The sequence below is a fragment of the Paraburkholderia caffeinilytica genome (assembly GCF_003368325.1).
GTDB lineage: Bacteria > Pseudomonadota > Gammaproteobacteria > Burkholderiales > Burkholderiaceae > Paraburkholderia > Paraburkholderia caffeinilytica.
In genome coordinates this window covers 2,672,248-2,686,961 of sequence record NZ_CP031467.1, presented here as the reverse complement: position 1 = coordinate 2,686,961, position 14,714 = coordinate 2,672,248, and the positions used below count along the sequence as shown (strand labels likewise).

Sequence of the window (14,714 nt, the reverse complement as noted above, 5' to 3'; positions counted from 1 at the left end):
GCGATCGATTTTGAGGCAAGCGCGGCACGTGGCTTGCGGTACACGTCACGGTGACCGCCTTCGCTCCTGCAACAGGCCGCAACCCGGCTGCCCAGCGGAGTTCCCGACCTGGTTGGCGGCATTGCCGATCAGGTCCGCAACGGTATAAGGCGGCGTCCGTATAATTCGACCATCGCCTTTCGCTGGATTTCCGGATCCGTTCCATGCCCGATCTGATTCACAACCTCGAAGCGGTGCGGCAGCGCATCGCCCAAGCCGCGCAGGCGGCCGAACGCGACCCGCGCTCGATCGCCCTGCTCGCGGTCTCGAAGACGTTCCCCGCCGAAGACGTGCGCGCCGCCCACACGGCCGGCCAACGCGCGTTCGGTGAAAACTACGTGCAGGAATCCATTGCCAAGATCGACGCGCTGGCCGATCTGCGCACTTCGCTCGAATGGCATTTCATCGGACCGCTGCAATCGAACAAGACGCGGCCGGTTGCCGAGAATTTCGACTGGGTGCATTCGGTCGACCGCCTGAAGATCGCACAGCGGCTATCGGAGCAGCGCCCGGACAACCTGCCGCCGTTGAACGTCTGCCTGCAGATCAACATTAGCGGCGAAGCGTCGAAAAGCGGTGTGAGCATTCCCGAGGCCGTGGAGGTCGCGCAGGCAATCGCCGCGCTGCCGAAGCTGAATCTGCGCGGCCTGATGGCGATTCCGGAGCCGGTCGGCAGCATCGAAGAGCAGCGCGTGCCGCATCGGCAACTGCGTGAACTGTTCGAGCGTCTGCGTAACGACGGCCTCGAACTCGATACGCTGTCGATGGGCATGTCGAGCGACCTCGAAGCCGCCGTGCTGGAAGGCGCGACGATCGTGCGCGTCGGCACCGCGATCTTCGGCGCGCGCGACTACGCTCACTGACCGTTTCAGGCCTTTTCCTTTTCTCGACACCTCACGGCACTTCTTTCGGAACATCATGAAAATTGCTTTTATCGGCGGCGGCAATATGGCTGCGGCGTTGATCGGCGGTCTCATCAAGCGCGGCGTCGCGCCCGCTGACCTGTACGCAATCGACCCCAACGAAGACGCGCGCAAACGCAACGAGCAGCAATTCGGCATCAAGACCGGCGCTGCCGCGGACGCCGCGCTCGCGTCGTACGATGCCGTCGTGCTGGCGGTGAAGCCGCAGATCCTGAAGAGCGTCGCCGAGGCGCTGGCGCCGTATCTGACGGCGCCGCAACTGGCGATCAGCATCGTCGCGGGCATTCGCATGGATGACATGTCGCGCTGGCTGAACGGCCACGCGCGCATCGTGCGCGTCATGCCGAATACGCCGGCGCTGATCGGCATGGGCGTCACGGGCCTGGTTGCGACCGGCAGCGTCGACGAAGCCGGCCGCGCGCTCGCATCGCAGGTGCTGGGCGCAGTCGGTGAAACCGTCTGGTTCGACGACGAAGCGAAGATCGACGCCGTCACCGCGATCTCGGGCAGTGGCCCCGCTTACGTGTTTTATTTCATCGAAGCGTTGCAGGAGGCCGCGCGCCAGCTCGGCATGGATGAAGCGCAAGGCCGCGCGTTGGCCGTCGCGACCTTCACCGGTGCGGCACAATTGGCCGCGAACTCGGACGAGCCGCCGAGCCTGCTGCGCGAACGGGTGACGTCGAAGGGTGGCACCACGGCGGCCGCGCTGACGTCGTTCGACGCTAGCGGGATCAAGGACGCGATTGTGCGCGGCGTACTCGCCGCCGATGCACGCGCCAGGGAAATGGGCGACGAGTTCGGCAAGCTGTAAGCGCGGTTGGTGGCTGGCGCTTGGCGCTTGGCCCTTGGCGCTTGGCGCTTGGCGGCTGGCCGTCTGGCCGTCTGGCCGTCTGGCCGTCTGGCCGTCTGGCCGTCTGGAAGGAGTGTACGTAAAGCGACGCTGCGCCCCGGATAGAACCCGGGCGGCGTCCGCGCCGCAAGAGGGGCTGCTCGGCGCGGTTCAAACCAAAGTAGCTTATATGGCCGGGGTATGAAGAAGCGCGGAAGAATTAAAACAAGCCGGCTTCTATGGCGCGAGCCATGAAAAAAACCAGAAGAACTACAACGAAGCAGCAGCGTAATGCGCGGCAATGCCGACAAACAACGCGCCGCCCAGCCAGTTGTTATGACGGAACGCCGCGAAGCACGCCATGCGCTCGCGATTGCGGATCAGCGTGTAGTGATAGATCGCGCAACCCGCCGCCGCCGCCCATCCCAGCCAATACAACACGCCAAAGCCGAGCATCATGCCGATGCCGACGTAAATTCCCAGCGTCACCGCATAGCACAGCATGATCGCCGCCACGTCGAAGCGGCCGAACGTCAGCGCCGACGTGCGGATGCCGATCTTGATGTCGTCGTCGCGATCGACCATCGCGTATTCCGTGTCGTACGCAACCGACCAGAACACGTTGGCCAGCAGCATGACCCACGCGAGCATCGGCACGTGATCCTGAACTGCGGCGAACGCCATCGGAATGCCGAAGCCGAACGCGATGCCCAGATAAGCCTGCGGAATCGCAAAGAAGCGCTTCGTGAACGGATACGAACCGGCAACGAACAGCGCCGCCACCGACAACTCCTTGGTCAGCGTATTCAGCGGCAGAATCAGCAGAAAGGCTAGCAGCGACAAGCCGGCCGCCAGCGCCACCGCTTCCCATGCCTTGATCTTGCCCGAGGTGATCGGCCGGTTTTCCGTGCGCTTCACGTAGCGATCGAAGTCGCGATCGGCGTAGTCGTTGATCGCGCAACCCGCCGAGCGCATCAACACCGTACCCACCGTAAAGATCGCCAGCAGCGGCCACGACGGATGACCGTTGGACGCGATCCACAGCGCGTTGAGCGTCGGCCACAGCAGCAGCAGGCTGCCGATCGGCTTGTCCATGCGGACGAGGCGCAGATACAGGGGAAGTCGGGCGAACATGGGCGGATTCGGTGAAGTGCAGACAGTGCCGCTATTTTACGGGATGCGGACGTCAGGCAGCCTTCGGGCAAGCAAGGCGAAAATGCCGAGCGCCAAAACCGAAACCAGCATCAAGACCAACGCCAGGTCCGAGTTGAACCCCGAAGCTCACAGCCGAAAACCTGCACCTCAAAAAAACAAAGCCTCCCGCAAAGGGAGGCTTTGTTGGTGTTGCCATTCAACGATTCAACGCCACGCTCAGGCACGGCGCTGAAATTCCGGGCACTACGCCCGGAACGCCAGGGCATTCAAGCCAGCATGGAGCGCAGCATCCACGCGGTCTTTTCATGCGTCTGCATGCGTTGCGTCAGCAGGTCGGCGGTCGGCTCGTCGTTGGCGGCTTCCGTCGACGGGAAAATCGCGCGCGCGGTGCGCACCACGGCTTCCTGACCTTCCACCAGTTGGCGGATCATGTCTTCCGCACCCGGCACGCCGTCCGCTTCCGGAATCGACGACAGCTTCGCGAATTCCTTGTAGCTGCCCGGCGCATGCACGCCCAGTGCGCGAATACGTTCAGCGATCGAATCGACCGCGAGCGACAACTCGTTGTACTGCGTTTCGAACATCAGATGCAGCGTGTTGAACATCGGACCCGTCACGTTCCAGTGGAAGTTGTGGGTTTTCAGGTAGAGGGTGTAGGTGTCGGCGAGCAATCGCGACAGACCTTCCGCAATCTTCTTGCGATCCTTGTCGCTGATGCCGATATTGACGTGCTGTACGGTTTCTTTCTTGGCCATGATGACTCCTTTGAAGAGCGATACGAACCGATCGGTAGAGTGACGGCGCGCGGATAGCAAAGCCGGCGCGCCGAACGCCCGCCAGTTTAGCCTGGAAAGCCGTTGCGTTCGTGTGACGCGTGGTCGCTCGCGGCACCCACGGCCTGCCGTTCAATCACCCACCGAGCGCATGTTGCACGGCTTGCGCAACGATCACCACGAGTCCGCTCAGGACGATCGCGAATCCCACGGCCTTGCGCAGCATCGATGCGTGGTGCCGGTGCGTGCCGCGGGCGGCCGACGAGCCGCCAATGGTGGACATCATCATCTGGATCATGATCGTGCTTCCTCGATTCGTATCAATACCGGCGGGGCCCCGTTGCGCCCCGCCCTGCTGCATCGACTCACTTCGACTGATTACTTCTTGCCGCCTTCGGCGAGTTCGGCTATCGCGGCGATCACGCCTTCCGCATAGGCCGGATCGGCACGGCGGAAATGCTCGATCTGACGCGCGACGATCTCTTGCGGCACACCGTCGATATGGCGCGCAATGTTGTCGAACAACCGCTGACGCTGTGCCGCATCGAAGAGCGCAAACAACATGCCCGGCTGCGTGTAGTAGTCCTCGTCCAGCCGATGATCGTAGCGATCGACCGTGCCCGCTGCGAGCGGCGGCTCCGCCGCGTTGCTGTCCTGCGCGAAGTCGCCGAAGCGATTCGGCTCGTAGTTCACATTGCCGCCGAGGTTGCCGTCCGTGCGCATCGCGCCGTCGCGATGAAACGAATGGTGGACCGGGCAGCGCGGTGCATTCACCGGAATCTGATGGTGATTGACGCCGAGACGATAGCGCTGCGTGTCGCCATACGAGAACAAACGGCCTTGCAACAGACGGTCCGGCGAGAAGCCGATCCCCGGCACCACGTTGGCCGGCGTGAATGCTGCCTGCTCCACGTCCGCGAAGTAGTTCGCCGCGTTGCGGTTCAACTCGATCGTGCCGACGTCGATCAACGGGTAATCCTTCTGCGACCACACCTTCGTGATGTCGAATGGATTGAAGCGATAGGCGGCGGCTTCCGCTTCCGGCATCACCTGAATGGCAAAACGCCATCTCGGGAAGTTGCCTGCCTCGATGCTCGTGAGCAGATCGTGTTGCGCGCTTTCACGATTCTGTGCGACCACTTGCGCCGCTTCGGCATCGGTAAAGTTCTCAACGCCCTGCATCGACTTGAAGTGGAACTTCACCCAGAAGCGCTCATTGTTCGCGTTGATGAACGAGTACGTGTGCGAGCCGAAACCGTGCATCTGGCGGTAGTTCTGCGGAATTCCACGATCGCTCATCAGGATGGTGACCTGATGCAGCGACTCCGGATGGCGCGACCAGAAATCCCACGCCGCGACATTGCTGCGCATGTTGGTGTACGGGTCGCGCTTTTGCGTGTGGATGAAGTCCGGGAACTTCAGCGGATCGCGGATGAAGAACACCGGCGTGTTATTGCCGACCACGTCCCAGTTGCCTTCCTCCGTGTAGAACTTGATGGAGAAACCGCGCACGTCGCGTTCCGCGTCGGCGGCGCCGCGTTCGCCCGCCACCGTCGAGAATCGCATGAAGACCGGCGTGTCCTTGCCGACCTCGGCGAACACTTTCGCCTTCGTGAAACGCGAGATGTCGTGCGTGACCTTCAGCGTGCCGAATGCGCCCGAACCTTTGGCATGAACGCGGCGTTCCGGAATCACTTCACGGTCGAAATGAGCGAGTTTTTCGAGCAGCCAGACGTCTTGCAAGACGACCGGACCGCGCGCGCCGGCGGTCATCGAATTCTGGTTGTCGGCGATGGGTGCGCCGGCTGCATTGGTGAGCTTACGTTCGGACATGCGTGACTCCTGAGTGGCTTTTATCGGAAACGAAATGTGGGGAGAGGTGCGGCGCGCCGATGCTGACGGCTTATGCGGACAAGGCCCGATCGACCAGCAAGGACACGGCGACCGTGCGTATGCTGCGCACCGAAGCGGCGAAAGTGCCGGTGCTGCCGGTGGCGATACGAGCCGGTTGGGTGGCGACGGTTTGGACTGGTTGCGAGTTCGATTGCGTCATGATTTCCTCCGGGTCTGGTGGGATCGGGCGATCCATGGAGGAAACTATAACAACCCTATCGAATTATCGTGTTTGATTAATTATATCTATTCGATAGGGATTGCGACCATCGGCGCCTTGGGCGCCGCCGAACCGGCGCGCAGAGAGTGCGCGGCGGTCCGGCCTGGGTGCGGGCGTGGCCCTTTAATTGACGGCGACAGGCAGATCGAGCTTTTTGACGCCCGTCAGATCGCAGGCGTTGATGGCGTCGCAAATGGCGTCGATCGCGGGCATCCGCGTGAAGCTCTTGCGCCAGGCAAGCACGACGCGGCGATCCGGCACCGGCTCGTCGAAGGCGACATAGCTGAGCAGACCCGCGTCGATACCGCCGGCGTGCGGCTTGACCTCCTGCACCGACATGCGCGGCAGCACGGTAATACCGACGCCGCTCGCCACCATATGACGGATGGTTTCCAGCGACGAACCTTCGAAGGTCTTCTGGATGCCGTCCGCGTTCTGCGAGAAACGCATCAGTTCCGGACAGACGCCCAGCACGTGGTCGCGGAAGCAGTGCCCGCTGCCGAGCAGCAGCATGGTTTCCTGCTTCAGATCCTCGGCGTCGATCTTCGTGCGGTTTTCCCACGCGTGACCGGAAGGCAGGGCGACGACAAACGGTTCGTCATAGAGCGGGCGTTGCATGAGACCCGTTTCCGGGAACGGCAGTGCCATGATGGCGACGTCGATTTCGCCCTGTTTGAGCAGTTCGATCAGCTTGACCGTGTAATTTTCCTGCAGCATCAGCGGCATCTGCGGAACGCGCTGGATCATCTGTTTGACGAGCGTAGGCAGGAGATACGGCCCGATCGTATAGATGACGCCGAGGCGCAACGGCCCGACCAGCGGGTCTTTGCCCTGTTTCGCGATCTCTTTGATGGCGAGCGTTTGCTCGAGGACGCGCTGCGCTTGCGTGACGATCTGTTCGCCGATCGGCGTGACACTGACTTCGCTGGTGCCGCGCTCGAAAATCTGGACGTTGAGCTCGTCTTCGAGCTTTTTGATTGCCACCGACAAGGTCGGCTGGCTAACGAAACACGCTTCGGCGGCCCGGCCGAAGTGCCGCTCGCGGGCAACCGCGACGATATATTTCAATTCGGTGAGCGTCATTGGGGGACCAATCAGTGCGATGAGTTCGATAGGTTCTAGTTATACACCGATAGGGTCGGTTCGCCAACCTAGGCCTTCAAATATTGCTCGCGAGCGCCCAGCCAGCGGGTCAGATGCTGCATCACCACGTCCGGATACGTCGCGAGCAAAGCCGCGGCGGCCTCTCTGGCCGGCTCGATGAGCCACTGATCATTCTGGAGATCGGCAAATCTCAACATGGCCGCACCCGACTGCCGGGCGCCCAGAAATTCGCCCGGACCGCGAATCTCCAGGTCGCGCCGGGCGATTTCGAATCCGTCAGTCGTCTCCCGCATGGTCTGCAGGCGCGCCCGCGCCGTCATCGACAGCGGCCCGGTATAGAGCAGCACGCAGACCGACGCGGCACTTCCGCGCCCCACCCGCCCGCGCAACTGATGCAACTGCGCGAGACCGAACCGCTCGGCATGCTCGATCACCATCAGCGACGCATTCGGCACATCGACGCCCACTTCGATCACCGTCGTCGCCACCAGCAACTGCACCTCGTTGCGCGTGAACGCATCCATCACGGCAGCCTTCTCCGCCGGCGCGAGACGTCCGTGCACGAGACCGACATTCAATTCGGGCAACGCGGCCACCAGCGTCTCGTAGGTCTCGACCGCGGTCTGCAGCTGCAAGGTCTCGCTTTCCTCGATCAGCGGACACACCCAGTACACCTGGCGCCCCGTCAGCGCAGCCTCGCGGACCCGGCCGATCACCTCCTCGCGGCGTGCGTCGGAAACGAGCTTGGTCAGAATCGGCGTGCGTCCAGGCGGCAATTCGTCGATGGTCGAGACATCGAGGTCGGCGTAGTAGGTCATCGCCAGCGTGCGCGGAATCGGCGTGGCGGACATCATCAATTGATGCGGCTGGAAATCGTGCGCGCCGTCGGCGGCGTTCTGCGCCTTGGCGCGCAAGGCGAGGCGCTGCGCCACGCCGAAGCGATGCTGTTCGTCGACGATCACAAGGCCCAGCCGCGCAAACTCGACCGCGTCCTGGATGATCGCGTGCGTGCCGATGACGAGTTGCGCGGTGCCGAGCGCCGCCGCTTCGATCGCGGCGCGCTTTTCCCTGGTCTTCAGACTGCCGGCGAGCCACGCGACGCTTACGCCGAGCGGCTCCAGCCAGCCGCGCAATTTGCGCGCGTGCTGTTCAGCCAGGATTTCGGTCGGCGCCATCAGCGCGGCCTGGTAGCCGGCGTCGATCGCCTGGGCCGCGGCCAGCGCGGCCACGATTGTCTTGCCGCTGCCGACATCGCCCTGCAGCAACCGCTGCATCGGATGAGGCTGCGTCAGATCGAGCGCGATCTCGCCACCCACGCGCTCTTGCGCCGCCGTCAGCGAAAACGGCAGCGCCTTCAGCAAACGCGCCACCAGCGCCGATTCATCGCCCAGCTTGCGGCGCGGCATGGCCGGCGCCGCACGCGTACGGCGCTCGTCATGGGCGCGCTTCAAGGACATCTGCTGCGCCAGCAATTCCTCGAACTTGATGCGCACCCACGCCGGATGCGTGCCGTCGATCAACGCGGTTTCATCGGACTGCACACCCGGGTGATGCAGCGTGCGCACCGCCTCCATCAGCGCAGGCACGCCGAGCGGCTGCAAATAAGCTTGCGCGATCGGCTCGGGCAGCAGCTCCGGCAACGAGGTGCGCGACAATGCGTTGTCGATCGACTTGCGCAGATACGCCTGCGTCACGCCTGCCGTGCTCGGATACACCGGCGTGAGCGCCTGCGGCAGTGGCGTGTCTTCGTCCACCACACGCACTGCCGGGTGCACCATCTCCACGCCGAAGAAGCCGCCGCGCACGTCGCCGCGCACGCGCAGCCGCGCGCCGATCGCCATCTGCTTGACCTGCGAGCCGTAGAAATTCAGAAAGCGGAGAACGAGTTCGTCTCCGGCATCGTCGCGCAGTTTCACCAGCAACTGCCGGCGCGGGCGATAGGCGATCTCGTTGTCGAACACCACGCCTTCTGTTTGCGCGATGCCGCCCGGCAGCAGATGCCCGATCGGCGTCAGCGAGGTCTCGTCTTCGTAGCGCATCGGCAGATGCAACACCAGATCGATGTCGCGCGTGAGGCCGAGTTTGGCGAGCTTGTCGACGGGTTTGGCCGCGGGTTTGGTGGTGGATTTGGCGCCGGCTTCGGCAGCCGCCTTCCCGGTGGCTCTGCCCACGGATTTGCCGGCGGGCTTGTCACCGAATGGGTCGGCAATCCCACCTTCACGCGCGGTCTTGCCGCTCTCCAGCGCGGCACCCGCGGCGAGGTCGTTGACGCCCGCCGCCGCTGCCTTGCCCCGCGAGACGCGGCGCTTCGGCTCGGCGCTCACTTCGTCGGTAGCGGAGGGCAATCGGCGTTCGGACAAAGGCATGGGTTGCTTCGCAAGTACAATATCGGCTGTCAAAGGTGTCGCCGCCAATCAGCGCGCGGGCTCGCGGGCCGCTCCGGCGTCCCGCAATCATAGCCGCCCGGCTCCGGCTTCGGCTCAATTCAGTCCCAATTCGCTTTCAGTCGTCCGCATGTTTACGCTTTCCGATTTCGATTTCGATCTGCCGCCCGAGCTGATCGCGCAAGTCGCGCTGCCCGAGCGCAGCGCCAGCCGTCTGCTCGAAGTAGCCAACACGGCCGATGCCCCCGACGCCGCGCGCCTGATCGACCGCCGTTTTGCCGAGTTACCCGAGTGCATCGCGCCCGGCGATCTGCTGGTGTTCAACGATACCAAAGTCCTGAAGGCGCGCTTCCTCGGCCAGAAGGCCAGTGGCGGCAAGATCGAAGTGCTGGTAGAGCGCCTGACCGGCGAACGCACGGCGCTCGCGCAGATCCGTGCGAGCAAGAGTCCGCAGCCGGGCACCACGATCCGTCTCGCCAACGCGTTCGACGTGACAGTCGGCGAACGCGTCGAGCCGTTCTACACGCTGCACTTCCCCGACGACTGCCTGACGCTGATCGAGCAATTCGGCCGCCTGCCGCTGCCGCCGTACATCGAGCACGATCCCGACGCAACCGACGAAACCCGTTACCAGACGGTGTTCGCGCAAAATCCGGGCGCGGTGGCCGCGCCCACCGCCGGCCTGCATTTCGACGACGCGCTGCTGGCGCGACTCGACGCCCGCGGCGTGGAACGCGCGACGCTGACGCTGCACGTCGGCGCCGGCACATTCCAGCCGGTGCGAGTGGAAAATCTGGCCGAACACAAGATGCACAGCGAGTGGTATCACCTGCCGCAATCGCTCGCCGACAAGATCGCGGCGACGCGGGCGCGCGGCAACCGCGTGATCGCGGTGGGCACGACGTCGATGCGCGCGCTCGAAGCCGCCGCGCGCGATGCCGAAGCCGCCGGACGCCCGCTCGGCGCGGCCAGCACGGAAACCGACATCTTCATCACGCCCGGTTACCCATTCCGCGTGGTTGACCGGCTGGTGACCAATTTCCATTTGCCGAAGTCGACGTTGCTGATGCTGGTGTCGGCGTTCGCGGGCGTTGAAACCATCCGCGCGGCGTATCGGCATGCGATCGAACAGCGTTACCGCTTCTTCAGTTATGGCGACGCGATGCTGCTGACGCGCCGCGACGTTTGACATGTTCCGTGTCGCACAGGGATATCCCGTGCGATAGCGTTGCGCGCCGGCAGCGCGCGCGGTAGTCTGCCGCTCCTTGCTACGTTGGTGTAGCGGCAGGTCGTCGCTGACCTCTCCTGCACTCACGTGCAACAGCAGATCGGCGCTGCATTTCGAGTTTTCTTTACCCAGCCGCCGTGGCCTACCCGGCGGCGTTCATCATTTGCGCCGGACTTGTCGATCCGGAGTTAGCGCTTCAGCGCTTATTCCGGTCCCATGCAAGGCTGTTCTCCGGTGGCACAGGAGTCCCCATGACCGACGGTCATACCCACGATACAAGCGGTACCTGCACTACCTGCGCGAGCCAAGGCGAGCGCCCTGAAAACGGCCTCAAGTTCGAACTGCTCGGCACCGACGGGCAAGCCCGCCGCGGGCGCGTCACGCTGAATCACGGCGTAGTCGAAACGCCGATTTTCATGCCGGTCGGCACGTACGGCACGGTGAAGGCAGTCCAGCCGCGCGAGCTCGAGGAAATGCACGCGCAGATCATCCTCGGCAACACCTTCCACCTGTGGCTGCGCCCGGGCCTGGAAACGATCGAGGCGCACGGCGGCCTGCACGGCTTCATGGGCTGGAAGAAGCCGATCCTGACGGATTCGGGTGGTTTTCAGGTATTTTCGCTCGGCGATCTGCGCAAGATCACCGAAGATGGCGTCACGTTCGCATCGCCGATCAACGGCGACAAGCTCTTCCTGTCGCCGGAAGTGTCGATGCAGATCCAGAAGGTGCTGAACTCGGACATCGTCATGCAGTTCGACGAATGCACGCCCTACGCAACCAACAATGTGCCGACCTCGCATCAGGAGGCGGCCGATTCGATGCGCATGTCGATGCGCTGGGCCCAGCGCTCGATCGACGAATTCAATCGCCTCGGCAATCCGAATGCCCTCTTTGGCATCGTCCAGGGCGGTATGTTCGAAGACCTGCGCGACGAATCGCTGGCGGGCCTCGCGGAGATGGATTTCCATGGCCTCGCGATCGGCGGCCTCTCGGTCGGCGAACCGAAAGAAGACATGATGCGCGTGCTGAACCACATCGGCCCGAAGCTGCCGGCCGACAAGCCGCACTACCTGATGGGCGTCGGCACGCCGGAAGACCTGGTGGCGGGCGTGGCCGCCGGCGTCGACATGTTCGACTGCGTGATGCCGACCCGCAATGCGCGCAACGGCTGGCTCTTCACCCGCTTCGGCGACATCAAGATCCGTAACGCCGTGCACAAAAACTCGCTGCGCCCGCTCGACGAGCAATGCGGCTGCTACACCTGCCGAAATTTCACCCGTGGCTACCTGCACCATCTGCATCGTGTAGGGGAAATCCTCGGTGCGCAGTTGAACACGATTCACAACCTGCACTACTACCTCGAATTGATGCAGGAAATGCGCGACGCGATCGACGCAAAACTGTTCGAGCCTTTCCGCAAGCGCTTCCACGAGAACCGTGCGCGCGGCATCGACTAGCCGGTAGCCGGAAATCAGCTGACGAATTTGCCGGACGAATCGGCCGGCTTCGCACGGAAAACCTTACAATTAACTTTCGTGCGCAGCAAAAAAGGCTTTAAACGGTTGATCGCAAAGCCGATTCGCCGCGCCGAGCCTTGTCTGGCCGGTGGTAGAATAACCGGCTGATTTTTTTGATCGTTTTGATTTATAACGGAGAGACCAACGTGTCGTTCATTTCCAATGCCTTCGCCCAAGGCACAGCAACAGGTGGCATTGAATCGAACCTGATGAGCTTCCTGCCGCTGATCCTGATGTTCGGCGTGCTGTACTTCATCATGATTCGCCCGCAAATGAAGCGCCAGAAGGAGCACCGCAACATGCTCGCCGCCATGGCCAAGGGCGACGAAGTGGTGACGAATGGCGGCATCGTCGGCAAGGTGACCAAGGTGGGCGAGGCTTACGTCGGCGTCGAAATCTCGGAAGGCACGGAGATCACCGTGCAAAAAGCGTCGGTCACGACGATTCTCCCGAAGGGCACGATCAAGTCGCTGTAAGGCCTGCTCTCTCGCGTCCGGCGCGGCCTCGCCGGCGGTTCTCGCGAAACAACGCCGAACTGCCCGCGCTCATCGCCGGACGCATCGCTTCCAAGCCAACCTTCCCGTTGGACCACTCATGAATCGCTACCCCCTCTGGAAATACGCCGTGATGCTGGTGGCTCTGGTCATCGGCCTCGTGTACACGCTGCCCAATCTGTTCGGCGAAGCGCCGGCGGTGCAGGTGTCGAGCGGCAAGGCAACGGTCAAGCTCGACTCGACCACGCTGTCGGCAGTCGAAGCGGCGCTTGCCGCCAATCAGATCAAGCCTGACGACGTCACGTTCGACAACTCGTCGACCAACGCGAACATCCGCGTGCGTCTCCTCGACACCGACACGCAATTGCGCGTGAAGGACCTGTTGCAGAAGTCGCTGAACAGCGACCCGACCGACCCGCAATTCATCGTTGCACTGAACCTGCAAAGCGCGTCGCCGCGCTGGCTGACCGCCCTGCATGCGCTGCCGATGTACCTGGGCCTGGACTTGCGCGGCGGCGTGCACTTCCTGCTGCAGGTCGACATGGCCGGCGCGCTGAACAAGAAGCTCGACTCCGACGCATCGGATGCACGCACCATGCTGCGTGACAACAACATCCGCGACGGCGGCGTGAACCGCGTCAACCAGACGGTGGTGATCAATTTCGCCGACCAGGCTACGGCGGACGCGGCATCCAAACAACTGGGCCGCGGCATCAGCGAACTCCAGTGGGCCTCGCAAGCGAACCCGGACGGCGGGGTGCAACTGGTCGGCACGTTCACGCCAGTGGTGCAGAAAGCCGTGCAGGACGCAGCGCTCAAGCAGAACATCACCACACTGCATAACCGCGTGAACGAACTCGGCGTGGCCGAGCCGGTGATCCAGCAGCAAGGCTCGGACCGTATCGTCGTCGAACTGCCGGGTGTGCAGGACACGGCGAAGGCGAAGGACATCATCGGCCGCACGGCAACGCTCGAAGCGCGCCTCGCCGACCCGGTGAACACGCACCCGAATCCGTCCGATCCGGTGCCGCCGGGCGACGAGCTGTTCACGCAAGGCAATCAGACGCCGGTCCTGCTGCGCAAGCAGATCATCTTCACGGGTGACCGCATCATCGACGCGTCGGCAGGTTTCGACGAGCACCAGCGTCCGTCGGTGAATATCCGGCTGGATTCGGCGGGTGGCCGCGCGGTGCGCAGCGTCTCGCGCGACAACATCGGCAAGCCGATGGCGATGGTGCTGTTCGAAAAGGGCAAGGGCGAAGTGCTGACGGTGGCGACGATCCAGTCGGAACTGGGCGATCGCTTCCAGATCACCGGCCAGGCCACGCCGCAAGGCGCCGCCGACCTCGCACTGCTGCTGCGCGCCGGTTCGCTGGCCGCGCCAATGGACATCATCGAAGAACGCACGATCGGCCCGAGCCTCGGCGCGGACAACATCAAGAAGGGCTTCCACTCGGTGGTATGGGGCTTCGCGGCAATCGCCGTCTTCATGATCGCGTACTACATGCTGTTCGGCGTGATCTCGATGATCGGCCTGTCGGTCAACCTGTTGCTGCTGATCGCCGTGCTGTCCATGTTGCAGGCCACGCTCACCTTGCCGGGTATCGCCGCTATCGCGCTCGCGCTCGGTATGGCGATCGACGCGAACGTGCTGATCAACGAGCGCGTGCGCGAAGAACTGCGTAACGGCGCGCCGCCGCAACTGGCGATCCAGAACGGCTACGCGCACGCATGGGCGACGATTCTCGACTCGAACGTCACCACGCTGATCGCCGGCCTCGCGCTGCTCGCCTTCGGCTCCGGCCCGGTGCGCGGCTTCGCGATGGTCCACTGTATCGGCATCCTGACCTCCATGTTCTCGGCCGTGTTCTTCTCGCGTGGCCTCGTGAACCTCTGGTACGGCGGCAAGAAGAAGCTCAAGTCGCTGGCCATCGGTCAGGTGTGGCGTCCGCAGCCGGAAGGCATCGACGGCGCTGCCGCCTACCTCGGCAACGATGACGCCGCGACCGACACAGCACGAGCCGTCGCCGCGGCCAGCGCCAAGCCCAAAGCCAAAGTTGCGGCCCAGGCGCGCGCCAAGCCGACCGTGCGCCGCCGCGACGCGTCGGGTTCGTCGAACACGCCGCAGAAACCGGGTTCATCCCGCTGAGTCCCG

General features: G+C 63.4%; 13 protein-coding genes. 6 read left to right on the top strand and 7 right to left on the bottom strand.

Annotated elements, in window-relative coordinates; genetic code table 11:
* Window positions 1–203: 203 nt before the first annotated feature.
* Complete coding sequence (locus tag DSC91_RS28340) at window positions 204–902, top strand: YggS family pyridoxal phosphate-dependent enzyme (protein WP_115781891.1); 699 nt, start codon at window positions 204–206, stop codon at window positions 900–902.
* Between the two features lie 55 nt (window positions 903–957).
* Window positions 958–1,773 carry a pyrroline-5-carboxylate reductase gene (gene proC, locus DSC91_RS28335; RefSeq protein ID WP_115781890.1) on the top strand — a complete coding sequence of 272 codons (816 nt, stop codon included), beginning with the start codon at window positions 958–960 and terminating at the stop codon, window positions 1,771–1,773.
* Window positions 1,774–2,061: 288 nt separating this feature from the next.
* Here proC and ubiA read toward each other — a convergent pair whose 3' ends face one another.
* The 7 genes from ubiA to recG form a co-directional block, all read right to left on the bottom strand.
* Window positions 2,062–2,925: a 4-hydroxybenzoate octaprenyltransferase gene (ubiA, locus tag DSC91_RS28330; RefSeq protein ID WP_115781889.1), complete on the bottom strand. Its 864-nt coding sequence runs from the start codon at window positions 2,923–2,925 to the stop codon at window positions 2,062–2,064.
* 287 nt (window positions 2,926–3,212) lie between these two features.
* Window positions 3,213–3,701: a Dps family protein gene (locus DSC91_RS28325; RefSeq protein ID WP_115781888.1), complete on the bottom strand. Its 489-nt coding sequence runs from the start codon at window positions 3,699–3,701 to the stop codon at window positions 3,213–3,215.
* Between the two features lie 154 nt (window positions 3,702–3,855).
* Window positions 3,856–4,017: a hypothetical protein gene (locus DSC91_RS37930; RefSeq protein ID WP_167470528.1), complete on the bottom strand. Its 162-nt coding sequence runs from the start codon at window positions 4,015–4,017 to the stop codon at window positions 3,856–3,858.
* Window positions 4,018–4,097: 80 nt separating this feature from the next.
* Window positions 4,098–5,552, bottom strand: coding sequence for a catalase (locus tag DSC91_RS28320; RefSeq protein WP_115781887.1), 1,455 nt, complete (start codon window positions 5,550–5,552; stop codon window positions 4,098–4,100).
* A gap of 70 nt (window positions 5,553–5,622) precedes the next feature.
* Entirely contained in the window at window positions 5,623–5,772 is a 150-nt protein-coding gene (locus DSC91_RS37925) for a hypothetical protein (protein ID WP_167470527.1), read from the bottom strand.
* A gap of 183 nt (window positions 5,773–5,955) precedes the next feature.
* On the bottom strand, window positions 5,956–6,915 hold the full coding sequence (locus DSC91_RS28315) for a LysR substrate-binding domain-containing protein (RefSeq protein WP_115781886.1): 960 nt from the start codon (window positions 6,913–6,915) through the stop codon (window positions 5,956–5,958).
* 68 nt (window positions 6,916–6,983) lie between these two features.
* On the bottom strand, window positions 6,984–9,302 hold the full coding sequence (gene recG, locus DSC91_RS28310) for an ATP-dependent DNA helicase RecG (protein ID WP_115781885.1): 2,319 nt from the start codon (window positions 9,300–9,302) through the stop codon (window positions 6,984–6,986).
* Window positions 9,303–9,450: 148 nt separating this feature from the next.
* On the opposite strand from recG, the gene queA reads away from it, so the two are divergent.
* The 4 genes from queA (at window position 9,451) to secD (ending at window position 14,708) form a co-directional block, all read left to right on the top strand.
* Window positions 9,451–10,509, top strand: coding sequence for a tRNA preQ1(34) S-adenosylmethionine ribosyltransferase-isomerase QueA (queA, locus tag DSC91_RS28305; protein ID WP_115781884.1), 1,059 nt, complete (start codon window positions 9,451–9,453; stop codon window positions 10,507–10,509).
* Window positions 10,510–10,799: 290 nt separating this feature from the next.
* Entirely contained in the window at window positions 10,800–12,005 is a 1,206-nt protein-coding gene (gene tgt, locus DSC91_RS28300) for a tRNA guanosine(34) transglycosylase Tgt (protein ID WP_115781883.1), read from the top strand.
* Between the two features lie 206 nt (window positions 12,006–12,211).
* Window positions 12,212–12,541, top strand: coding sequence for a preprotein translocase subunit YajC (gene yajC, locus DSC91_RS28295; protein WP_007179286.1), 330 nt, complete (start codon window positions 12,212–12,214; stop codon window positions 12,539–12,541).
* A 118-nt stretch (window positions 12,542–12,659) separates the two neighbouring features.
* Entirely contained in the window at window positions 12,660–14,708 is a 2,049-nt protein-coding gene (gene secD / locus DSC91_RS28290; RefSeq protein WP_115781882.1) for a protein translocase subunit SecD, read from the top strand.
* Window positions 14,709–14,714 lie beyond the last annotated feature (6 nt).